General features: G+C 54.1%; 19 protein-coding genes. 11 read left to right on the forward strand and 8 right to left on the reverse strand.

Features of this window, described 5'->3' with window-relative positions:
• Window positions 1–92: 92 nt before the first annotated feature.
• The 3 genes from tssC to AB4Y96_RS12530 form a co-directional block, all read right to left on the reverse strand.
• The gene (tssC, locus tag AB4Y96_RS12520) at window positions 93–1,574 is read right to left on the reverse strand and encodes a type VI secretion system contractile sheath large subunit (RefSeq protein ID WP_091886552.1); all 1,482 of its coding nucleotides are present in this window, start codon (window positions 1,572–1,574) and stop codon (window positions 93–95) included.
• Window positions 1,575–2,096, reverse strand: a complete 522-nt coding sequence (gene tssB / locus AB4Y96_RS12525) for a type VI secretion system contractile sheath small subunit (protein ID WP_441917710.1) — start codon at window positions 2,094–2,096, stop codon at window positions 1,575–1,577. It lies immediately after the preceding gene.
• Between the two features lie 119 nt (window positions 2,097–2,215).
• Window positions 2,216–3,331 carry an ImpA family type VI secretion system protein gene (locus AB4Y96_RS12530; protein ID WP_441917712.1) on the reverse strand — a complete coding sequence of 372 codons (1,116 nt, stop codon included), beginning with the start codon at window positions 3,329–3,331 and terminating at the stop codon, window positions 2,216–2,218.
• A gap of 281 nt (window positions 3,332–3,612) precedes the next feature.
• Between AB4Y96_RS12530 and tssH the strand changes: the two genes are divergently transcribed.
• The 3 genes from tssH to AB4Y96_RS12545 all read left to right on the forward strand — a co-directional run bounded on the left by tssH (window position 3,613) and on the right by AB4Y96_RS12545 (window position 8,038).
• The gene (tssH, locus tag AB4Y96_RS12535; RefSeq protein WP_441917714.1) at window positions 3,613–6,255 is read left to right on the forward strand and encodes a type VI secretion system ATPase TssH; all 2,643 of its coding nucleotides are present in this window, start codon (window positions 3,613–3,615) and stop codon (window positions 6,253–6,255) included.
• An 81-nt stretch (window positions 6,256–6,336) separates the two neighbouring features.
• Complete coding sequence (locus AB4Y96_RS12540; protein ID WP_113262909.1) at window positions 6,337–6,813, forward strand: Hcp family type VI secretion system effector; 477 nt, start codon at window positions 6,337–6,339, stop codon at window positions 6,811–6,813.
• Between the two features lie 241 nt (window positions 6,814–7,054).
• Window positions 7,055–8,038 carry a Dyp-type peroxidase gene (locus AB4Y96_RS12545; RefSeq protein WP_441917815.1) on the forward strand — a complete coding sequence of 328 codons (984 nt, stop codon included), beginning with the start codon at window positions 7,055–7,057 and terminating at the stop codon, window positions 8,036–8,038.
• A 99-nt stretch (window positions 8,039–8,137) separates the two neighbouring features.
• Here AB4Y96_RS12545 and AB4Y96_RS12550 read toward each other — a convergent pair whose 3' ends face one another.
• A complete protein-coding gene (locus AB4Y96_RS12550) occupies window positions 8,138–8,590 on the reverse strand; it encodes an Lrp/AsnC family transcriptional regulator (protein WP_091884485.1) in 453 nt (150 codons plus the stop codon).
• A gap of 122 nt (window positions 8,591–8,712) precedes the next feature.
• On the opposite strand from AB4Y96_RS12550, the gene AB4Y96_RS12555 reads away from it, so the two are divergent.
• Entirely contained in the window at window positions 8,713–11,766 is a 3,054-nt protein-coding gene (locus AB4Y96_RS12555; RefSeq protein ID WP_441917715.1) for an aminotransferase class III-fold pyridoxal phosphate-dependent enzyme, read from the forward strand.
• A gap of 82 nt (window positions 11,767–11,848) precedes the next feature.
• On the forward strand, window positions 11,849–12,865 hold the full coding sequence (locus AB4Y96_RS12560) for an amino acid ABC transporter substrate-binding protein (RefSeq protein ID WP_441917717.1): 1,017 nt from the start codon (window positions 11,849–11,851) through the stop codon (window positions 12,863–12,865).
• A 146-nt stretch (window positions 12,866–13,011) separates the two neighbouring features.
• Here the strand turns inward: AB4Y96_RS12560 and AB4Y96_RS12565 are convergent, their stop codons facing one another.
• Window positions 13,012–14,445, reverse strand: a complete 1,434-nt coding sequence (locus tag AB4Y96_RS12565; protein ID WP_441917719.1) for an MFS transporter — start codon at window positions 14,443–14,445, stop codon at window positions 13,012–13,014.
• Between the two features lie 107 nt (window positions 14,446–14,552).
• On the opposite strand from AB4Y96_RS12565, the gene AB4Y96_RS12570 reads away from it, so the two are divergent.
• The 3 genes from AB4Y96_RS12570 (at window position 14,553) to AB4Y96_RS12580 (ending at window position 16,852) form a co-directional block, all read left to right on the forward strand.
• Window positions 14,553–15,164, forward strand: a complete 612-nt coding sequence (locus AB4Y96_RS12570; protein ID WP_441917721.1) for a TetR/AcrR family transcriptional regulator — start codon at window positions 14,553–14,555, stop codon at window positions 15,162–15,164.
• A 207-nt stretch (window positions 15,165–15,371) separates the two neighbouring features.
• On the forward strand, window positions 15,372–15,560 hold the full coding sequence (locus AB4Y96_RS12575; RefSeq protein WP_441917723.1) for a hypothetical protein: 189 nt from the start codon (window positions 15,372–15,374) through the stop codon (window positions 15,558–15,560).
• 191 nt (window positions 15,561–15,751) lie between these two features.
• Window positions 15,752–16,852, forward strand: a complete 1,101-nt coding sequence (locus AB4Y96_RS12580; RefSeq protein WP_441917725.1) for a hypothetical protein — start codon at window positions 15,752–15,754, stop codon at window positions 16,850–16,852.
• 10 nt (window positions 16,853–16,862) lie between these two features.
• Here AB4Y96_RS12580 and AB4Y96_RS12585 read toward each other — a convergent pair whose 3' ends face one another.
• Together AB4Y96_RS12585 and AB4Y96_RS12590 are read right to left on the reverse strand one after the other, a co-directional pair.
• Window positions 16,863–17,318, reverse strand: coding sequence for a hypothetical protein (locus AB4Y96_RS12585; protein ID WP_441917727.1), 456 nt, complete (start codon window positions 17,316–17,318; stop codon window positions 16,863–16,865).
• A 217-nt stretch (window positions 17,319–17,535) separates the two neighbouring features.
• Complete coding sequence (locus tag AB4Y96_RS12590; protein WP_441917729.1) at window positions 17,536–18,975, reverse strand: hypothetical protein; 1,440 nt, start codon at window positions 18,973–18,975, stop codon at window positions 17,536–17,538.
• A gap of 279 nt (window positions 18,976–19,254) precedes the next feature.
• Between AB4Y96_RS12590 and AB4Y96_RS12595 the strand changes: the two genes are divergently transcribed.
• Together AB4Y96_RS12595 and AB4Y96_RS12600 are read left to right on the forward strand one after the other, a co-directional pair.
• A complete protein-coding gene (locus tag AB4Y96_RS12595; protein ID WP_441917731.1) occupies window positions 19,255–20,277 on the forward strand; it encodes an LLM class flavin-dependent oxidoreductase in 1,023 nt (340 codons plus the stop codon).
• 138 nt (window positions 20,278–20,415) lie between these two features.
• Entirely contained in the window at window positions 20,416–20,907 is a 492-nt protein-coding gene (locus AB4Y96_RS12600; protein WP_441917733.1) for a hypothetical protein, read from the forward strand.
• A 53-nt stretch (window positions 20,908–20,960) separates the two neighbouring features.
• Here AB4Y96_RS12600 and AB4Y96_RS12605 read toward each other — a convergent pair whose 3' ends face one another.
• Complete coding sequence (locus tag AB4Y96_RS12605) at window positions 20,961–22,070, reverse strand: hypothetical protein (protein ID WP_441917735.1); 1,110 nt, start codon at window positions 22,068–22,070, stop codon at window positions 20,961–20,963.
• A 332-nt stretch (window positions 22,071–22,402) separates the two neighbouring features.
• On the opposite strand from AB4Y96_RS12605, the gene AB4Y96_RS12610 reads away from it, so the two are divergent.
• On the forward strand, window positions 22,403–22,708 hold the full coding sequence (locus AB4Y96_RS12610; protein WP_091884452.1) for a hypothetical protein: 306 nt from the start codon (window positions 22,403–22,405) through the stop codon (window positions 22,706–22,708).
• The last annotated feature ends 270 nt before the right edge of the window (window positions 22,709–22,978 follow it).

Here is a 22,978-nt window from a genome sequence, read left to right on the forward strand (position 1 = left end):
AAGAAAGACCGCCTGTACACCGTTTGTGCAAGGCGGCCGATTCATTCAATGCCATGGTTCCCGGCGCGAATGTGTGTGCGCCGGGATATTGCTTAGTTGCGCGCCTTCGGGATACGCGCGACCATGCGCAGCGAGGTTGTCAGCTCTTCCATCTGCAGCCATGGACGAAGCCATGCGATTGCTTCGTAGGAACCGGGGCTGCCGGCAACGGGCTTGACCTCAACACGGGCATCACGCAGCGGGTAGGCCGCACGATTTTCCGGGCCGGCATCGTCGTTCGCATTCACGTAGTTGTTGATCCAGCGATTGAGCCATGCCTGGCAATCTTCCGCTTCCATGAAGGAGCCGATCTTGTCACGGCCAATGACCTTCAGATAATGCGCAAACCGGGACGTCGCCATCATGTAAGGCAGGCGAGCCGAAATCGCGGCATTTTCCGTGGCTTCCGGACGATCATATTTTGCAGGCTTGTGTGTCGTCTGTGCACCGAAGAACACGGCATAATCAGTGTTCTTGTAATGGCAAAGCGGCAGGAAGCCCAGCTTTCCGAGTTCAGCGTCACGACGGTCGGTGATGCCGATTTCAGTCGGGCATTTTGTGTCCGTGTCGCCGTCATCGCTTTGGAATACGTGAACTGGCAGGGATTCGACCTTGCCGCCATTTTCCGCGCCGCGGATAGCTGTACACCAGCCATTTTTGGCAAACGCATCGGTAAGGCGTGAGCCAAGGATATAGGAGGCGTTCGACCAGCAATAGCTGCCGTGGTCCATCGCATTGTCACCGAATTTGATGGCTTCGTTGAAGTCGAATTCATCAATGGTCAATGTTGCCGGGCCGTAAGGCATGCGCGTGAGAACACGCGGCATCGTCAACGTGACGAAGCGGGAATCGCTGCTCTCGCGGAATGACCGCCACTTGATATATTCCTTGGTCTGGAAAATCTTTTCCAGATCGCGTGGCTTGGACAGTTCCGTGAAATCGTCGAAGCCAAAAAGTGTCGGGCCAGCTGCCGCAATGAACGGAGCAAATGCTGCCGCAGCAACAGAACTCATATTCTGCAGTGTTTCGATATCTTCAAACGAATTGCCAAACTCATAATCGCCAATGAGAGCGCCAAACGGCTCACCACCGGCAATGCCGAATTCACTTTCGTAGATGGTTTTGAAGATCTTGCTCTGATCAAACTCAACCGCCTTGGATAGATCACGGGACAGATCACGCTTGCTGGCGTTCAATACGCGGATCTTGAGATTTGCACTGGTTTCGCTGTTGTAAACGAGATAGCGCAAGCCACGCCAGCTGCCCTCAAGTTTGCGAAAAGCCTCATTGTGCATGATCTCGGCGACCTGCGTTGACAGCAGTTCGTCGATCTTTTTGATCGCGTTATTGATCGTAACAGAAAGATTGCGGTTGTAGGAAACCGTACCCTTCAAAGCTTCGCTCGTCAGGGTACGCAGCAATTGCTCCGTGCGATCTGCGGACGTCTGCTTGGTTGCGGAGATTGCTTCGTCAAGCAGGCTCTCCGTCACAACGGTCGTTGTCGTCCCTTGCGGTGCGCTCTTGGAGGTCGCCATTTATTTCGCCCCTTTTTCGCTGTCAGGCTTACGTTCGTCGAGCTCTGCAGCAAGTTTTTTCAGATCCGCCTGGTTCTGCAGAATGYGTTCAAGCAGAACTTCCAGGTTTTCCGAACGGTCAGCCTTGGTCAGAAGATCGCGCAGCTGGTTGCGCGCATCCAGCAAGGATTTGAGCGCGGGTACCTGATCGACAATGGATGCGGGCTCAAAATCGTCAAGTTTTTCGAACTTGAGCGAGATCGGCATCTCCCGGCCCGTGCCTTCGATGGTATTTTCCACGCGGATATTCAGCCCCGGGGTCATGCGGCGCATCACATCGTCGAAATTATCGCGATCGATCTGAACGAATTTGCGCTCGCCGAATGGTTTCAGCGGCTCCGATGGATTGCCCGAGAAATCGCCAAGAACGCCAACAACGAAAGGCAGTTCCTTTTCGACAACGGCACCTTCGGTTTCAACTTCGTACTTGATGTGTACCCTCGGCTTGCGGACTCTTTCGAGTTTGTCGTGAACGCTGGCCAATTGATGCCTCCTGCCTATGTGTGCTTCTTAAGAAGTGGGGGGATTATTGCAAACCATTTCGAGTTAGCAACTATTTTCTCAACCAATGGATGCGGCTTATACTTTGACAGCTTAACCAATCAATTTCCTTCTCGTCTTTGATTGGCGTCTATGCCAGCGCGCAGAAGAACATCGCGACGCAGGTCATCTTGGGGGATAAGTTCCTCCAGAAGGCGCAGAAAGTCCATCCGTCCTCGGCGAACGAGTGTCTCCAAGGCAAGCGGAATAGCTGAATTTGGCTCGCTCGTGCGAAAGAACGAAGCAATCTGCAAGAGCTGATCAAAAGCCTGTTCGCGGTTTTGAATGACGCCGACAGCGACAGGAGCCTGTGCTTGTACGCCGGATTTGGCCGGCTGCGCTGAAGCCGAGACCTCTGGAACCGCGGATGTACTTGGGATCGCTTGCGTGATGAACTTTTCCATCTCGTGATAAGCTCCACTGATAGAGTCCAGAACCGACTGTATCCTGGAAACGGAAAATGCGCCGACATTGCTGCCGCTTTCCTGCGTCAGAAATTCATCAATCGAGGCCAGAGCTGCGAGCGAGCGCAGCACATCGTTCTTGTTGCGGCTGAAGCCGTGCACATCCACATGTTCGAGCGCGTCGCGGAATTCACCCCAATCGGGTCCCGAAAGATCGCGGAAGGCCTGATCATATGCCCAAAGGCTGAGTCTGCCGTAACTCTCGTTTGGAAGCAGTGAAACCAGCCGCAGCGGGCGCACAAGCGTTCCGTCATCCTGACTACCGTTGAGGCCGGTCAACGGGGCGAGTTTGTCCGATATATCTTCATCATCAATAGAATGGATCTGGTTGAAATGCTCCTTGATCACCCTGTCGAATGCAACAAGTATTTCGGCGACAGCGTTGATCCCTTCGACGCGTACAGCAGCCTCCATGAGCCACGAGAATACTTCTATATCTTTCGTATGCAGGGATAAGGCTTCGAAAGAGAGGTCGTGGACGTTGCGCCATTGGCTCGATGGCTTATGGACAAAAGGTGCAGCGTTTCTCACATTGCGCTCATCATCCTGGCTGATGATAGCGGGGTTTTCGATTGTCCTGTCTTCGGAGCGGGCTGTTGAGCGGGCATCCCGGATGGCTTGATAGACAGAGACAAGTGTACTGTCAGTTCTTAAATTAACTCCGCAAGGATTGTCTCCTGCGAACGCCACGCCGAGAATTTCATAGTTATTCATTCGCAAAACCCAAATACACAAACTCTGTAACGTCGTTTTGGACCTTAAGGGAAGAATATGTCAAATGGAACATTGGCATATGACAGCTATCGCCACTGGTTTCAAAGGCCCATAGTGCCGATGTGCGAACAATAATGCACTAGTGATATGGATATGTCATATATCGTGGGGCATTGTTATTTCATGGTTGGCATTTCCAGTTATCGCGCTTTGGCGATTGATTTCCTGCTGTGGATTTTTCTATTGTGCATGCGACGAAAGCGGGAGCAGGGTTGTAATTCATGCCAAAACTGGATCTGAGGCGGCTGGTTCAAAAGCTCGATGGCGATATGGTTGTCGGGCTGGAAGAGGCCGTTGCTATTGCGGTCAGGAATAATCATTCCAATGTCGAGATCGAACATTGGCTGCTTGCCTTGAATGACAAGAGCGATCGTTTTCGCGAGGTTGTTCAGCGTAGCGGAGGCGATCTGGCGTCGTTGGAAGCCGAGGCTCATCGTGCTCTCGGGCGATATCCGCGAGACAACACCGCTGCTCCTGCCATTTCCACCAGCATTATTGACGTTATTCGGGAGGCCTGGATTGCCGCATCGCTGCAAAGCGGACGTACGAGCATCGGGATACTCGATCTTCTCCACACATTGCTGTCCGACAGCACGTTGCGTGCCACGACCATCAATTCCTTGCCCTCGGCCCGAGATATCAGGCTTGGCGAGCTGGAACGCCAGATGGAAGAGCGCGGCGCAGAGCAGCCGTTGGCACCAAAAGCCCAGTCGGGGGACACGGCACAGGCGCGTGGTGGAGACGAAGAGTTCCTGTCAGCCTTCACCATTGATCTGACGGAACAGGCCCGCAACGGCGAAATTGATGCGGTTGTTGGCCGCGAGGCAGAATTGCGCCAGTTGATCGATATTCTGGTTCGCCGCAGACAGAACAATCCCATTCTCGTTGGTGAAGCAGGTGTGGGCAAGACAGCAATCGTTGAGGCATTCGCCCTTGAGGTGGTTGCTGGCAACGTTCCCGAAATGCTGCGTGATATTCGATTGCTGACGCTTGATCTTGGTCTCCTGCAAGCGGGCGCCGGTGTCAAAGGTGAGTTTGAGCGCCGGTTGAAGGGCGTTATCGAAGAGGTCAAGTCCTCGCCTGTTCCCGTGATTCTCTTCATCGATGAGGCACATAGTCTGGTTGGTGCGGGCGGTCAGGCAGGGCAGGGCGATGCTGCCAACCTGTTGAAGCCTGCTCTGGCGCGCGGCGAGCTTCGCACTGTCGCGGCAACCACATGGGCAGAATACAAAAAGTATTTCGAGCGCGATGCGGCGCTGACCCGCCGGTTTCAGGTCGTCAAGGTTGATGAGCCTGACGAAGAGACGGCGGTGCGCATGGTCCGCAGTCTCGTACCTGCGCTTGAAAAGCACCATCAGGTCAAAATCCGCGATGAGGCGATAAGGGCGGCTGTTTCGCTGTCCATGCGTTATATTCAAGGGCGGCAGTTGCCTGATAAAGCGGTTAGTTTGATCGATACGGCTGCCGCAGCGGTCTCTATCTCCCGCGCCACTGTGCCAGCCCAGATCGAGGATGCAAATCGGGCGATTGATCTGCTGAATCTTGAGAAACAGCGGCTAGAGCTTGAACCGGAAACAACGACCGGTCGTGAACGTCTTGTGGAGATTGAGACCCAGCTTGCGACTTTGGAGGCAACAGCCAAGACGTTTACCACGCGGCTTGAGCAGGAGAAGTCTCTCGTTGATGTCGCCGACAAGGTCGAAAATGCCTTTGACGAGCCGGGAAACAGGCCAAAGCTTGGGTTGCTGGAGAAGGAACTGCGCTTGCTGCAGGGAGAGTCACCGCTGATCCATCGCGTGGTTGACCGCGAAACGGTTGCCGCCGTGACTGCCCGTTGGACCGGCATTCCCGTGGGCCGCCTTGTGCGCAGTCTTGTTGAAGCCGTGCAGACACTTGAAGCGCGCCTTCAGGAGCGCGTCGTCGGGCAGGATCAGGCTATTGCCCTCATTTCGGATGCAATGATCACAGCGCGCGCCAATCTTGGTGACGACAGGCGCCCGCCAGGTGTCTTCCTGATGGTCGGAACGTCAGGTGTTGGTAAAACTGAAACAGCTCTTGCGCTTGCCACGATGCTTTATGGCGGTGACCAGAATCTGACGATCATCAACATGTCGGAGTTCAAGGAAGAGCATAAAGTTTCACTTCTTCTTGGCTCGCCGCCCGGCTATGTGGGTTATGGAGAGGGCGGCATACTCACCGAAGCCGTGCGCAAACGGCCGTATGGTGTCTTGCTTCTCGATGAAATCGACAAGGCACATCCGGGCGTTCAGGATATTTTCTATCAGGTCTTCGACAAAGGTATGTTGAAGGACGGTGAAGGCCGGGACATCGATTTCAAGAATACGACCATCCTGATGACAGCCAATACAGGCACGAATACTTTGACAGCTCTTGCCGCTGATCCCGATACGATGCCGGAAGGCCAAGCTTTGGTTGATATGTTGCAGCCTGAGTTACTTGGGCAGTTCAAGCCGGCATTCCTTGGCCGGGTAACAATCGTGCCGTATAAGCCTCTGGATGATAAAGTTCTCGCCATGATTGCGAAATTGCAGATCAACAAGGTCCGCAAACGCTTGCGTGATTCTTACAAGGCTGAGCTTTCCATCTCCGACAAAGCGACAGAGGCGCTCATTGCGCGTTCCAAGGCTGTGGAAACTGGTGCGAGAGCGATTGAATCAACAATATCACGTGAGTTGCTTCCAAAACTTTCTCGCAATATATTGGAATTGACACTGGAGAATTTACATCCGGAAGTTGTACATGTAGATACAGATGATGCCGGGGGGTTTCTTGTTTCCATTGACCCGGTGAAACTATTGCAGGATCCGCCTGAACATCCGTCACAAAAGGATGGTAGGGGGTGAATATGTTGCCCGCGTTCTACTTGGGCAATTCCAGAGAGAGGGTATATCCCGCAAGTCCTACTGACTCAAGGAGCTTAGACAATGCCGATTTACTTGCAGATTGACGGAATCAAGGGTGATGCGACCCAGGAAACGCATAAACAGTGGATGGACATCGAAGCCATTCATTTTAACGTGGGCCGTAGAATGAGCACTTCGGCTGGTTCGGCAGCGAACCGCGAAGCATCTGAACCAACGATCAGTGAAGTTGTCCTGACCAAGGTCAGTGATTCTTCTTCAACGAAGTTGTTTCAGGAAGCCGTTTCCGGCAGCGCAGGAAAGCTTGCAACCATTCATTTGGTTACAACGGGCAATCCTGGTCAGACCTATATCGAATATAAGCTCACCAACACGTTGATCGCCAACTATTCGATCGATTCCAATGGTGATCGTCCGGTTGAAACAGTGCGTCTRAACTTCACCAAATTGGAAGTGAAGTACACACCATACGAYGCAAACCAGAGCCCGCAGTCGCCAATGATTGCTTCTTACGATCTCGCCACAACACGAGCTGCGTAAAGACAGACACGAGAAAGCGGAGCGGACCTGTGTCCGCTTCGCTTCTTCAGAGGACAAATCATCCACTTTAGGCCGGTGCTGAATAGACGTTGTTCCACTATTCATCAAAGGCGATGGATCACCCCCTGGCTTTTCAAAAGGCAGATAGAAATCTTGTTTGTCATTCGCACTCCATGCGTAGTGCAATTATCGGAATTTCTTGATAATCAGACCCGCTAAACAAGAAAGCGGAGAGTCTTGGATGTCGGACAAGAGTTGGGACAGAGTGCCAATCGACGCGCAGAGTATCGACGCACCGCTGTCACAGGCGGCAGTCTTTCTTGTAGTCACCGTTGCGAGCGATCCCACCGCTCTTGCAAAAACATTCTCAGTGCTCGGTGGACTTGACGATCTCGTCAAGACGGTTGGGTTCCGCGATCTATCTGGCCGATTGTCATGCATTGCCGGGATCGGAAGCAATCTGTGGGATCGACTCCATTCAGAGCAACGGCCGCAGGAACTAAAACCGTTTGCGTCAATTGCAGGGCCGGTTCATACCGCGCCGTCGACACCGGGCGACCTCCTCTTTCATATCCGGTCCGAACGTCCTGATTTGTGCTTTGAATTCGAACGCATTCTACTCGACAGCCTTGGCGATGCCGTGAGTGTCGTCGATGAAGTCTCAGGCTTTCGCTATTTCGACGCACGTGACCTGCTTGGCTTTGTTGACGGAACGGCCAACCCGACCGGTCTCGATCTGCCTGAAGCAGCACTTGTCGGCGATGAAGATTTCAAGTTCGCCGGGGGCAGCTATGTCGTTGTTCAAAAATATCTGCATGATCTCAACGCTTGGGCGCGAACGCCAACGCCTGCCCAGGAGGCGATCATCGGTCGCACAAAGATCGACAATATCGAAATCGATGATGACGATGCCCCACGTAAATCGCACAAGTCTCTTGCAACTATTGTCGATGCCGACGGGGTCGAACACGACATCCTGCGTGACAACATGCCATTCGGCCGACCAGGGCAGAAAGAATTTGGAACTTACTTTATTGGCTACACCAGGCATCTCTGGGTGATCGAGAAGATGCTGGAGCGAATGTTTGTCGGTGACCCGCCGGGAGCGTACGACAGGTTGCTTGATTTCTCGACGCCGCAAACCGGTACTACATTCTTCGCACCGACACGACCGACACTGCAGTTGCTTGCTCAAATGGTGCAAGAGAAGCTTGCGGCCACTTGATCGTCCGATACACTATGCGCTGAAAGCCACAGAGGGGAGCAACGCCTTGCTCTAACCACATGCATGCGCATTTCTGCGATCGATGAAACGGCTAAGTCATTATGAGTCCGCTTCACCACCAAGCCGGTCGATATCGCGACGCAAGATGATGGATGTCGTCACATCATCCACCTCCTCCAGCAATGCCACTTTGTTGCGGATCGTGTTGAGCTGGTTCATCGAGGACACTTCAACCTCGACAATCAGGTCAAGCTGACCACTGACCGATGAAACGCGCCGCACTTCCGGATAGGCGGCAAGCTGGTCCAGCACGCCGAGTGCCGGGGTACGCACCAGACTGATGAGCAGGTAGGCGCTGATCACGCCTTCATTCAATTGACCGATGTCAGCACGATAGCCTCTGATGACGCCGGATTTTTCCAGAAAGAGAATACGCTCGCTGGTTGCACTTCTCGACAGGCCAATCTTGCCTGCCAGAGTCTTGAGCGGAATTTTGGCGTCCCGGGAAAGAATGCTCAGGATGTTCCTGTCCTTGTCATCGAGTTCCTTCATTGCTGTTTTCTTCCCCCCGACCAAATGCCGGTTCAGACCGTCCCGGTGACGGCCAAACCGGCAGATTAACGGATGCCTGATTTTTAGCCCCATGCCAAGCTCTGGAGAAAAGGAGCTGATGCATGATCAATTTATCCCATCCGGCACCGTCATTCTCAGATGCGGAAGCACTTGGCATTGCCAGGGATCATTTTGGCATTGAAGGCCGGGTCAGTTCCCTTGCCAGCGAGCGTGATCAGAATTTTCGGATCGATGCCAGTGACGGCTCCATCTGGATTCTGAAGGCCGTCAACTCCAGCGAACCGAAAGACCAGAGCGATTTCCAGACGGCGCTGCTGCATCATCTCGAAGCCAATTCGCCCGGTCTGCCCGTTCCCCGTTTGCGCCGCTCGTTGCAGGGACAGGTGCTTGTGCCGGTCCAGTCCCAATCGGGCGAGCAGCATTTCATCCGCGTGGTTTCGTGGCAGGAAGGTGAGCCTCTGGCCGAATGCAAGCGCACGCCGGAAGTCCTGCAAAGCCTTGGCCAGATGCTAGGCCGACTGGACCGGGCGATGCAGGGTTTCATGCATCCCGGTGCGCTCAGGACATTTGACTGGGATATCCGGGCAGCCGGGTTGTCCCGGCAGCGCCTCAAATATATCGATGACGTTGAGGATCGCGCATTGCTTGGCCGCTTCATCAAACGGTTTGATGCCCATGTGGAGCCGCGTCTGCCCACAATGCGCGCGGCAATCATCCACAATGATGCCAATGACTGGAACGTGCTTGTCGATACGAAAAATCCGGCACGCATTGCAGGTCTCATTGATTTCGGCGATGCGCTGCATAGCGTTCTTATTGCCGAAGTGGCGGTTGCCTGTGCCTATTCCATTCTTGATCTGGAGGACCCGATTGGCGCGGCTGCATCCATCGTTACGGGCTTTCATGCAGAGTATCCGTTGCAGGAACAGGAAGTGGAACTGCTGTTCGATCTGATCGCCATGCGGCTGGTGACAAGTGTGACGCTGTCTGCCCAACGCAAGGAAAAAACCGATGACAATCCCTATCTTGCCATAAGCGAGGCACCCGCCTGGGCATTGCTGCGACGCCTTGATGCTATAAATCCGGGCTTTGCTACCGCGATTTTCCGCCATGCCTGCGGCTTCGATGCTTCATCCGGGGCAAAAGCAATTGCCGGATGGATCAGGCATAACAGCAGCACGTTTGCGCCGGTACTTGCCGGGCATCCCGCTACGCTCGCCAAAGCACTGGTCCCCTACGGTGATCCAAAAAACGCTATGACCGTCTGGTCCGCATCGCAGGAGCCCGAAAAGGCAACCGATTGGTGGGATAGCTATTGCAGGGAAAATGAAGTCGCCCTTGGTATTGGTCCATGGGGTGAAGAACGTTCGGTCTATACCGGGCCCATGTTCGAATCCCGGTTTGTTGCTGGCGAGCGTCGGACGCGCCACCTCGGTCTTGACCTGTTCATGCCCGCAGGCACGAAACTGTTCACCCCCATTGCCGCAACCGTTGCGGAAGTGCTCATCGAACCTGATCCACTCGGGTATGGCTGTCTGATCAAACTTCTCCACGAACCGGAAGGATGTCCACCCTTTGCAACGCTTTGGGGTCATCTGGCGCACGAGGCTTTGACACGGCTGCACCAGGGCGATGTTCTTGCAGCGGGAGACCTGGTCGGAGAAATGGGTGCACATGCCGAAAATGGCGGCTGGGCTCCGCACCTCCACCTGCAATTGTCTGTCGACACAGCGCTCTCGGCATTGGACATACTTGGCGTCGGTGAGGCGCGCTATCTGCCCATCTGGGCCGAGCTTTTCCCCGACCCCGCCGATTTTATTGGCTTACCGCGCGAAACATTCCATCAGACCGGGCAAAGCAGGCAGGGGATCATTGCCGCACGCAAATCGATGCTTCTGCCAAACCTCTCGATTTCCTATGCCGAGCCAATCAAGTTCGTGCGCGGGGAAGGCGTATGGCTGATCGATGATCACGGCCGGGCCTATCTCGATTGCTTCAACAATGTCTGCCATCTCGGTCATGCACACCCGGACGTGGTCAGTGCCCTGTCCACGCAGGCAGGATTGCTCAACACCAATACGCGCTATCTGCACGACAATATTGTCACCTATGCCGAGCGGCTGACTGCAACGCTGCCCGGCGATCTCAAGGTCGCGACCTTCGCCTGCACCGGCAGTGAGGCCAACAGCCTGATGCTGCGGATGATGCGCGCCCACACGGGGCGCGAGGAGGCGATCGTTCTTGACTGGGCCTATCATGGCACGACACAGGAATTGATTGATCTGAGCCCCTACAAATACAAGCGCAAAGGTGGGAAGGGTCGGATGCCGCATGTCTATGAGGCAATCATTCCCGATAGTTACCGAGCACCGCCGGATTGGCCTCGGGAGGAAATTGCCAAACGCTATGCGGAGAACATCGCTGAACAGATCGAGGTGATGCGCAAGGCCGGTAAAGCACCTGGCCTGTTTCTCGCGGAGTCGATCCCCAGCGTTGCGGGTCAGGTGTTCCTGCCCGATGGCTATCTCAAGCAAGTCTACGCCATGGTACGTGCCGCCGGTGGGATCTGTGCCGCCGATGAAGTGCAGGTAGGGTTTGGCCGGGTCGGCAGCCACTGGTGGGCGTACGAGATGCAAGATGTCGTGCCTGATATTGTCACCATGGGTAAGCCCATCGGCAACGGTCATCCCATGGCCGCGGTGGTGACGACACGCGAGATTGCCGACTCCTTCAACAATGGCATGGAATATTTCAATACATTCGCCGGTAATCCCGTGTCCTGTGCCGTTGGCCTTGCGGTGCTAGATGTCATCGAGCGAGACAATCTCCGGCAGAACGCACTCGATATTGGCAACTATCTGCTCCAGAGGTTCGAGGCGATGAAAGCACGCTACGACGTTATCGGCGATGTGCGCGGACGAGGCCTGTTCCTTGGCATCGAACTGGTGACGGACCGCAAGACAAAACACCCGGCGACGGAGATCGCCCGCGCCATCAACAATGGTGCCAGACAACGGGGTGTGCTTATGGGCACGGAAGGCCCGCACGACAATATTTTGAAACTGCGGCCACCAATGATTTTCAGTCGGGCCAATGCGGATCATCTCATCGACGTGTTGGAGGACACGTTCACCGCTGTCTTGTCGAACCAGTGATCGCAAAAGCGGAAAAGCCAATCCGCCGGGCATGCGTCCGGCGGCAGGGAACATCTATTCAATCACAATAAGGGAGAACATCATGAAACGGACTATAATTCTGGCTCTGCTGCTTGCTTCAGCAGCCTTTACAGCCACATCTGCCAAGGCCGATACGCTCTCGGTTATCAAGGAACGTGGGCGCGTCAATTGCGGTGTCAGCCAGGGCGTTCTTGGCTTTTCCAATGCTGATAACACCGGAAAATGGACCGGTTTTGACGTGGATTTATGCCATGCGGTTTCTGCGGCGGTTTTTGGTGACCCCGACAAGGTCAACTTCATTCCGCTTTCAACCAAAGATCGCTTCACGGCACTCCAGTCGGGGGAGGCCGATCTCCTGTCACGCCAGACCACATGGACGCTGTCGCGCGATACAAGCATGGGGCTCAAATTCGTCGGCACCGCCTATTATGACGGACAGGGTTTTATGGTGAAGAAATCTCTTGGCGTAAAAAGCGCAAAGGAACTTTCCGGCGCGTCGTTATGCACGGAAACCGGCACGACCACCGAACTCAATGTCGCGGATTATTTCAAGGCCAACGATATCAAGTACGAAATTATCTCTTTCGAGCGTCCTGACGAGACCATCGTTGCTCTGAACAATGGCCGCTGCGATGTCTATACAACCGACGCTTCGGCGCTCTATGCGCAGCGCCTCACGCTTTCCGATCCCGATGGCTTTATGGTGCTACCCGAGATCATTTCCAAGGAACCGCTTGGGCCCGCCGTACGTCAGGGGGACGATCGCTGGTTCAACATTGTCCGTTGGACATTGTTCTCCCTGATTGAGGCGGAGGAACTCGGAGTAACCAAGGAAAATATCGCCAAGCAGATGGATTCAGGCAATCCGTCGATCAAGCGCTTTCTGGGCGCCGAGGGTGATACCGGCGCACCCTTGGGCCTCGACCAGCGCTGGATCTACAACATCCTGTCGACAACGGGCAATTATGGCGAGATGTTTGACCGCAACCTTGGAACTGGCAGCCCGTTGAAGATTGCCCGGGGTATCAATGCGCTGTGGAATGCAGGCGGCCTCATGTATGCACCGCCGGCGCGATGAGAAACCGCTGATTTTGAAAGCCGGGCGCTTCGATGGAATGCCCGGCTTTTGTTTTTTCCATCACCGCATGTTCGGGCATTGCTTCGCTTGGTGCGATACCACTTGTTTCGCAGTCGCCCTCTCTGCAAGGCTTCACCCACCATTCATCATATAGACTCTTTTGCCTTGATCGGCAGGGCGAAGGCGGCGACGAGACTGACAAGGATGCCGGCTGCAGCAAGCCAGAAGGCAAGCTGTATGCCATCAGCTACAGCGGCACGTAAGCTATCCCCTTCCGATCCACCGACGTGTCGGTTGGAAATGGCGATCAGGGTAGCAAGGCCGATGGAATTGCCGACACTGAGCGTCGTGGAGGCCATCCCCGAGGCGACACCTTGCTCATCATGATGCACGCCGGAGGCGGCAGCAATCCACATGCCGGTCCAAACGATGCCCTGCCCTATTCCCGAGACGATCAATCCCGGTACAATGGCCAGATATATACTATCTGCATTTGCACCAGGTACCAGCAACACCGTACCAACCGCACCCAGTATCATGCCGATGATCAACGTCGTGCGGATAGACGCGCGCCTCGCCAGACGTTCACCGGCTTGCGTGCCGACTACGATAGCGATCGAGGGTATGAGGAATGCCCAACCCGTCTGAAGCGCGTTCAAGCCCTGCACATTCTGGAACAGGACGGTCAGGAAGTAAGGCAGTGCACCAAAGGTGCCCATATAGAGGAAGGTGATCGTCATCCCTGCAACGAGGCTTCGATTGCCGAACAAGCGCAGCGGCATCAGCGGATCGGCGCTGTGCGCCTCGATCACGGCGAAGACAATCAGGAATACCCCTGACAAGACAAGCGCCGCGATGACCCTTGATGCTCCCCAGCCGATCTCGGGGCCTTCAATCAATGCGAAGACCAGCAACGTCGCTCCGGCCGTCACCGTCAAAGCGCCGGGCAGATCAAAGCTACGTCGCTGCTGGCGCTTCGGGTCGGACGGGATGACAAAGAAGGTGGCGAGAATGGCTATACCAGCCAGCACGACGTTCACGTAAAAAATGGCGGGCCAACCCCAGGTAGCTGTCAGGAAACCACCAGCCAACGCTCCAATGCTAAGACCGCTTGCACCTGCTCCGCCCCATACAGCCAGCGCGCGGTTACGCTCCGGTCCTTCGGCGAACAGGCGGTTGACAAGTGAGAGCGTAGCGGGAAACAGGAACGCAGCCCCAACACCCTGCACGGCTCGCGCCGCAACGATAATTCCCGGTGATGTCGCAAATCCTCCCGCCAGTGAAGACAGCGCATAGAGCCAGAGCGCGAAGATAAACATGCGCCGCTGGCCGATCAAATCCGCTGCCCTCCCCCCGAACAACAGGAAGCCACCGCACAAAACCATATAGGCGCTGACCACCCATTGCAGGGTCTGGCCTGAGAAACCAAGGCCGGTACCAATCTCGGGCAAGGCAACAAAGACGATATTGATGTCGAGGGAATAGATGAGCTGGGCAAAGGCAAGCAAAGCAAGCGCTGCACCCCTTTGCGCATTGATACCCGATGCTGGGCCCACCTCAGCACGTTCCGCTGTGTTCATGTCACTCTCCAAATTGAAGGCAATTGTTTGTTGATCAACAAATAATAGAAACTTGCATCGCGTGGTCAAGCGAATTATTTGTTGTTCACTCAGGAATGGAGATTGTGATGGCAGGACGTCCGAGAGAATTTGACCGGGACGTGGCTTTGGCCAAGGCCCGCGATGCCTTCTGGCACCGAGGTTATGAAGGGGTATCGATGGCCGATCTCGTAGATGCGTTAGGCATTGCTTCAGCACGCATCTACGCCGCTTTCGGATCAAAGGAGACATTGTTTCGCGAGGCGGTCGCACTTTACGATGCAGAGGAAGGTGGCTTTGCGACACGCGCACTGGAGCAGGAACTGACAGCCGCCGGTGCAATCGAACGCAGTCTGCGAGAAGCCGCTGAAACTTATACCCGCAAAGGCCGACCGCAAGGCTGTATGGTGGTGTCAGCCGCGACGAACTGCGCGGTGGAGAATGACGGTGTGCGGGAATTCCTGGCCGATTATCGCCGCCGCCGTGCTGCATCTCTCGTCGCGCGTCTGAAACGCGCCCTAACCGAAGGTGAATTGCGGCGAAATACAGATATACAGGCTCTCGGTGACTATTACGCCACGGTTCTACACGGCTTCTCCGTGCAGGCGCGCGATGGCGTGTCGTTAACTCGGTTGCTCGCAACAATCCCCATTGCTATGCAGGCGATACGGGCCGAGGTCGCGCAAGACACTTCGATCTAATCGTTATACTCAGTCGACCCATCAATGGTATTCCAGTAGATTCGGGCGAAGTAAATAAAGAAGCGGAACCTTTGAACATCAAATATTCCTGACTTATTCAAAGCATTGGCGCCATCAGCTTGTTATGCCAAGAGCTATTTGCGGTGAGGTATAGACGTTTCCTTCAAAATATTGAACGTTGTTAGCTGCAAAAGCCCGGGGTTAACAATGACAGTTTCAGGTTGGGTTGGGCGGGCGCTACTGGCCGGCATCGGGTGCATCGCCGCAGCATATGTCGGCGATGAATTGCTTGGCGGCGAAGCGCTTGGCTGGGTGGTCGGAGGCGCCATATTAGCCGGGTTCTGCGCGCCTCTTTTCAAGGCACTGCTCGCTCGAAATGCGGCTCGTTCCCGTTGACAATGATGCCAAAAGCCCTGATCTGGATCGTTAACTCAATAACGCCCACACTCCGGCACATCCGCCCGACAATTCCTTATGCCCCCTCGGACTTTAACGTCAGAACGCCTCTGCCATATCATACCGTCAGGTCTTCATCGGCCGCTGCCTGAAGCGCTAAAAGCGTTGTACCATCAAATGTGAGATATCCAATGTTGCAGCCTTCGCTTGTTCTTCCCAATCGCCAGCTCTCTTTGGCGCCAAACGTGATCTCCACGCCAAGCGCTTACTTCTGGGCAACACCCATTATCCTGGCAATTGCCGTGTTCCTGTTCGTCTGGGAAGCGCCGGGTGTGATCCGCGATTTCCAGATAAGCCAGAATCCCATGACGCTTGAAAATGGCGACGTGCGGAACGGGCACTGCACGACACGCAAAGCCATCTTCACTGACTGCGAGGCTCGTCTCGTATACAGTTACAAGGGACAGAATTACGACACTGCGGTCGAGATTATGTTCATCGATTTTCACACCGGGGATTATGAAACTGGCTTGGTGATCTCGGCAGATCATCCGGAACTGGCGACGATGAGCCTTGGTCTGGATATGCTCTGGAACCGCATTGTGACACTCTCGGTGTTTGTCGTCCTACTTGGCGGTATGAGCTTGGCCATGGTGTTTTTCGGTCTGCGCATTTGGCGTGTTAATCGCCAACTGAAGCAGCCCGCCAAATTGACGCCTGTCCCGGTTGAACTCACGGCATTTGACCGTAAGCGCAACGTCCTTTCGATCACATACAATGACAAGATTGCTCACGATAAGACGGGACGATCCGTGTATACGCGGATGAAAGACGGGCAGGAGCCGCTGATAATCGGAGCCGCCAATGGCAAAGCCGTAGGACTGGCCGTCAGGCACGGTAACACCGCACTCCCTGTACTTCTGGACAGTAACCTACAGCGCATCAAACTAACCGAAGACGAGCGCGTGGCAGCTCTTGCACCATTCGCCTATCATTATGAAGGCGATCAAAACGTACCGCTTCTGGTCGAAGAACCCAAAAAGACAATCTCTATCTGGAAGCAGCTCCGAAACTTCTTCGGCGTGCTGCTTTTAATCGTCGTTGGTGTGTTCGGCTTCTGGCTCTGGTATGTGACAAGCTCTGCGACCCAGTTTCAGTCGCCCGGGATGGATATTAACAATCTCATGCCTGCGCCGCTGAACAATTGGGGTTGTGAGCAGCTCAAGAAGCGGTTCGGCCACGATCGCGCTCCGTTTGGCTGTGTCGCCGGTGATTACACAAGCTGGAAATGAAAATCAGTTATTAAGGGCAGTGAAAGGCATTCATTTTTACTTCAAAGTCCAGATCGACACTCGAGTTTGGTTTACCGTAAAGCGCATAGTCTTCAATGATGGAATAAGCGGCTGACGGAGTGAAACCGTGCGTTTCAAAAAACTTCGTCATCTCCGGGGTGTGGGACCCATCTGGGGCTGCGCTTAAGCTGCCGATACGGCCATACCAGGCCAGATATGTCGTGTAGGGCTTTTTGTTGTAGGGGGCATCAGCCCGTAAACCTTTATCTATCCAGATTTTGAATTTTTCCTCTTTCAATAAGGCCTTACCTTCCTTGATCGCCTTAGCAACCCGCTGCTCGTGAGGGGTGCATTTGGTAGCCGATTGCGCGTCCGCCATGCCGGAAAATATCGTCGCGATAACGCAAAGACCGAAGGTGACTACTTTTCCTGCTGCAATCATTATTTGTCTTTCTTTTGAAGGCATGACGCGCCTGCCGATTGTGTAACAGAAGCAGGGTAAAATCGGCGAGTACTTTTAGCAACACTTGGTAATCGCAGTGCTTGACTGAACTCTTTCACAGTGCATCAGTGCTGACGACTCTCCTCACCCGCCTTTGCACCATATTGGTTGGCCGAAGCCCAATCGCGGAGTGATCTTGGCCTAATGCTCTACGATGCACCAACCCCGATATGAATGCCGCTCAGTCGCTTTTTGGCTTTGTCGATACATGCAATTTTGCAAGTTGGGCATTTGCATTGATGAGTACACGATTTATGATCTGCAGATATGAAGTGGTGCCTGTTTTTTCGAATAGAGGTTTGACCCCTTCGGCCAGTTTTATTGCCTCCTCAAGCATATTGATCTTTTCTGCATCGGCGACATCGGGGAAATCGGCCTCCGCATAGTGCTGTAGCGTCCGGGCCAACTTCATATTTACGTAAGCAGAGTATTCTTGGGAATTTATTTTTTCCGTAAGCGCAAAAGCGTCACGCTGCAATTTGACAGCCCTTTGAAAGCCCGCTTGATCATGCTCCAGTTCCCCTAGGAGAAGCACATCATCGCCCAGGTTGACCATTGTCTGCCAACTTGCGCCGTCTGGGTTTAGTTTGCGCTCAATGTCGTATGTCAAACTATTATATTTCAGCGCTTTTTCCGCATCTGCATTTTGTTCGGTGTTTTGCGCGATACGCCCATACGCAGCCCCCACGGAGCTGTAGATATACTGCAATTGGCGTTCGTCGGTGCTGCTTTCATATTTAAGCAACCAATCCTCCAGAGGTTTAACWCCTCTGCGCGCACGGGCACTGTTTGTGCCGGGATCAATTTCGCTTGCATACCCAAGAGTACTGGAGAAATCTTGGGCAAACTTCAGCTCGCTTCGTTTGTTAGGTTCCTTCACGCCAGCATTTTCGCGTTCCCGCAACTCAGCCGAGCGGAGTAGCAAACCCACATCAGATTTCCAGCGGCCAAGTTCCTCCAGTGCTCCAGATAATCCAGAGGGAACATACAGGTTGCAATCTGGACGCACGGTGAGCGGGCAGAGTTTGAGCATGGCTTCACCCGCTTCCACCCGCATGGCGGACCCAAAAAGGAAGGATGGAGAATATCTGCTAAAAGATGCGCTCGCATTCCTGGCGATCCAGACATTGTTCAAGACCTCCATAGCTGCGGCAGCTTCATCGGGTGGAAGAATATCAAGGGCAGCTTTCAGTGCGGATAATCCGAGCACCACGCGCTTATCCTGACTGGCATCATCTTTGGGAAACGAAAATGAAAACTCTTCATCATTATCAGCGATCGCAATCGCCATACTTGTTCTTTTTTGACTGACTTCAACTGGCGTTCCACTCGACAGATCGATACACAGCTCGGTAAATTCGGATGCTGCTTCAGCCGCATTCTTGGTCATCTCTTTGAATTCCGAGCAGAGATTGCTGTCGCCAGCGTATAGAAATGCGTCGAGCAGAGGAGTTGAGATACGCGCCTCGTGACCTGCACTGTCCCTATACAGCCTTGTAGGAACTTCTTCGACTTTTGGTTGAATGAAGGGAGGTCTGATGGGTTCTGGGTGCTTGAAAAGAAAGGGCAACAGCAGTGCGAAAGCGACTAATACACCAAAGAACAGAATGCGATTTTTCATATTTTCTCGCAATTAGCGGCGGCTTCTGAATCAACCTGACTTTCAATGGACAGGCTTCAGTATGCAGATACTCAAGCACCAACCTATATTTATTATTCGAAACGTGTGTGTCAGATCAGCGTAGTTTGCGAAAGCCAAACTGGCTTGTCTTGGGCGCCCGAACGCGTCTGGTACCATTCTTCGAACACAGTGTTCAACTGACTTACAACCACTACGAACCACTCCCATATACGACCCGCCGGAGCAACAGGGTCTGCTCCTTTTGAGATATGGGTAGTCATGAAGAAGATCGGTTTCCTTTCGTTTGGCCATTGGGCACCTTCGCTACAATCGCAAACCCGTTCGGCAGGAGATGCGCTTCTCCAGTCGATCGAGTTATCCGTCGCGGCTGAAGAACTGGATGTAGATGGTGCCTATTTCCGTGTCCATCATTTCGCCCGGCAATTGGCCTCGCCCTTCCCGCTATTGGCTGCAATTGGAGCGAAAACCAAAAAGATCGAAATCGGCACAGCTGTGATCGACATGCGCTATGAGAACGCATTCTACATGGCCGAAGATGCCGGGGCAGCAGACCTCATCTCGAACGGTCGTCTGCAGCTTGGGCTCAGCCGAGGCTCACCGGAGCAGGTCATCGATGGCTGGCGCTATTTTGGCTATCAGCCGAAGGATGGCGCCACAGACGCCGATATGGGTCGTCAGCACGCAGAGGTTTTCCTGAGCCTGCTCAAAGGCGACGGCTTTGCCGAACCAAATCCAAGACCGATGTTTCCGAACCCGCCTGGTCTATTGCGCCTCGAACCGCATTCCGAAAGCTTACAAAAACGCATCTGGTGGGGTGCTGGCTCTAATTCAACAGCTGTCTGGGCCGCCAAGTTGGGCATGAATCTTCAAAGTTCTACACTGAAAAATGATGAATCGGGCGAGCCATTCCACATTCAGCAAGCGGCGCAAATACGTGCGTACCGTCAGGCATGGAAGGAAGCAGGCCACAATTGGACACCGCGTGTTTCAGTCAGCCGGAGCATCTTCGCGCTAACGGACGACCGTGATCGCGCTTACTTTGGCAGCGCCGGCAGGGAAGGTGATTCAATTGGTCATATTGATGAAAATACGAGAGCCATTTTCGGTCGGACTTATGCTGGCGAGCCTGAAGCACTCATAAAACAGCTGGCGCAAGATGAGGCCATCAAGGAAGCAGATACTTTGTTGTTGACGGTGCCAAACCAGCTGGGCGTCGATTACAATGCACATGTCCTTGAAGCAATCCTAACCCACATCGCCCCCGCACTTGGTTGGAGGTGACGGTAGACCACTGGTGTAACCAGCAGCTATCCAATACCATACCTCAACCTTTACACATTACCGGAGCAGCCATGCCCAGGCGGCACTGGTGAAGCCGATAGTTAAACGAAATCGAGGGATTGGCTTTTGAGAACCGTGATGGGTTGCCTTTTCGCCTTCATCGTTTTTGTTGTCACCGTACAGTCTGGTTTTGCGCAGGAGGCAAAGCCGGTACTGAAGATTGAGGCGCGGCTGTTTGAAAGCCTGACAGGCAAGTTCTCAGAAGACGTGCTGGCGCCAGACGCGGCTGGACTTGGCAATGTCATCATCGGCGAGAACGCATCGTCTTCCACCATGGTGATCGTTCGCATCGATGCGACACCTCCTCTCCCAGCGAATGCCAAGCTGCGCCTCGTCGCGAAAGAAACGCCGACCCGCAACGCAATAGGCAACACGCGCGTCAAGTTGCGCCAGTTGCTGGACAGTACCGTGACCGTTCCTTCCACAGCCGCCGGAAATAGAACGACTTATGTTGGTTTCTGGCTACCGCAGACAGGATGCACGTCGGTGGCGCTCAAAGCATATCTCTCGGCGGGCGGCTCGGGCTCAGTATCGGCGTCAGCCACACTTGACTTCATTTGTTATGAATAGCGCAGCCGGGGTGGAGACCTTTCCACACTCCTCGACCACCGCCGTCTCGCAGGCTAGACCTTCGTATAGCTTTTGTTCGCCGCATTCTGGATCATGGCAATGGCGATGGGTGGCAAAAGGATGCTCCAGACAGCGAGCCAGGTAATCGAGATCGAGGTGCCCTGCCCACTGTCGCGTGCGCGGTCGTTGAGAAGATCGCCAAGGGTCATCACCAGAATCGGCAATCCCAGCGGTGCAAGGATCGCGATCAGTGTTGCGGCCAAGGGGGTGAGCAGCCGCTGCGAGGCCACGGCGCCCGCCAACTCCCCGTGGATATGATAAACCCAATAGGCAAAATAGATGAGGACACCCACGGCAACGCCGAGCAGCAAAACCGAAGGGATTAGGGCGAAGGAGCCAGTGGCGCCGAATTCGCTCCGCTGAAAGAAAAAGGCAATTAGCCCTGTCAAAAGAAGCACGATTGCCGGCGTCACCAAGATAATAGCGACCATGATCGGCGATCGTTGACGCGGCGGTAGCGGCTTGTGGCGAGGGCGCGCAGGCTCATCAAAGCCAAGGTCGCGGGCCGGCAAGAGAACCAGCATCGCAAGTAACAGACAGATTAAAAAACCCCAGACAACAGGCAAACCGCTTTGATTGAATTCATACAAAAACGCCGCACCCATCGGAGCGAAGAGTGACGTCAGTATTGTCGTTGATATCAGAGTGAGAGCACAGGCGAAGTCGATTTTGCCCGGTCGCCCACCCACCAGGAATATCGCTATCGCGAGAGGGAAAACGGCCCGAACCGTCCCGACTGCTAATCCAAATAGAAACAGAAACACGGGCGATCCCCAAAACGCAGGCATCGCAAGAAAACCGATAGTGACAACGCCGCAAACGAGAATAGGCGAAACCAGGGCCGCCCAGCCTTGACGCGGCGCCACCATAAACGCCACGAAGGCGCCGATAACCCAACCAAGAGAGGAGCCGAGATAGAAGATTCCGATAGTTTGGGCGCTGCTTCCAGCAATTTGCGAAATCAAAGGTAAGACTGAGTTCAGCCCTTGCCCGCCCACCGCGACAAAAAGCGAGGAAGAAAACAGCGCCCAATAGCGATAGGTGCTTAGAAAGTCAGCCATCGTGAAATCGGGCTTGCTAGAAGCAGCAGAGGTGTCGTTCATTGGCAGCTATCCTCCTTTTTCATGAGAGTCCCCTCTCAGTTTTTGACAGATGGAGATAAATGGGTGCTGAAAGGATAAAGTGTAGACCGAGCGATCAGAGCCACCAATATGGTCAAGATAGTGCTTGGGCGCGCGAGCATCAATCAACGTTCGAACTTTCGGAGTCAAGCTCAGGCCGGATTCCGGGTGACCTCCCCTCAGCGAGCCACATTTGCCCAAGGCACCTGGCTAACCTGCGGGAAATCACAGGTATGTTGGCTGTGAAAATTTGAGTTGACCGTTTTCGATGGCAGGGCAACACTTGAAATCCGTAGCAAGACAGGAGGAAAACGATGGATGAACCTGACCACTGGCGCCACATGGTGACAGCACCAAAAGACGGCCGTCGAATCCTTGTCACGATCCGCCCGTCCGAACAGGGACCGGCAGAAGTTGACCTCGCCTATTGGTCAAAGGGCGATCAGTTCGGTACAGAGGGCTGGCGTGCTTCCGATTCTTCACCTGGCCGCCTTGTCGAATATGCCGAGCCGGAATTGAAGTGCTGGATGCCAATGCCCACTGCCAATCTTGATGGCAGCTCCATGCCATCACCGTGGGAAGGCGACGACGCCCAACAGCTCGACGGCACAGGAATTTAGGAAGTCGCGCCCCTCGCATTGAAATCATGGTCAGAATCAACGGGCCCTTCGCTTGTTGGGCCCGGACCATGCCAAAATCCTGAAGGTTGGAATCTCTGACTAGATCATCAGTTGCACTTGCACGCGCTGATCCGGCATATATCGATTGCTCGCATCTAGACGGTATATGGAACAGGATTGTGCCAAAGTTCCAGATCTTTCTGGCACCCGGATCATGACACCGCGATCCCCTGCCCCGACAAGATATATAATATTTGAGAGCCGAAACCA

The organism is Phyllobacterium sp. TAF24 (genome assembly GCF_052113785.1).
Lineage (GTDB): Bacteria > Pseudomonadota > Alphaproteobacteria > Rhizobiales > Rhizobiaceae > Phyllobacterium.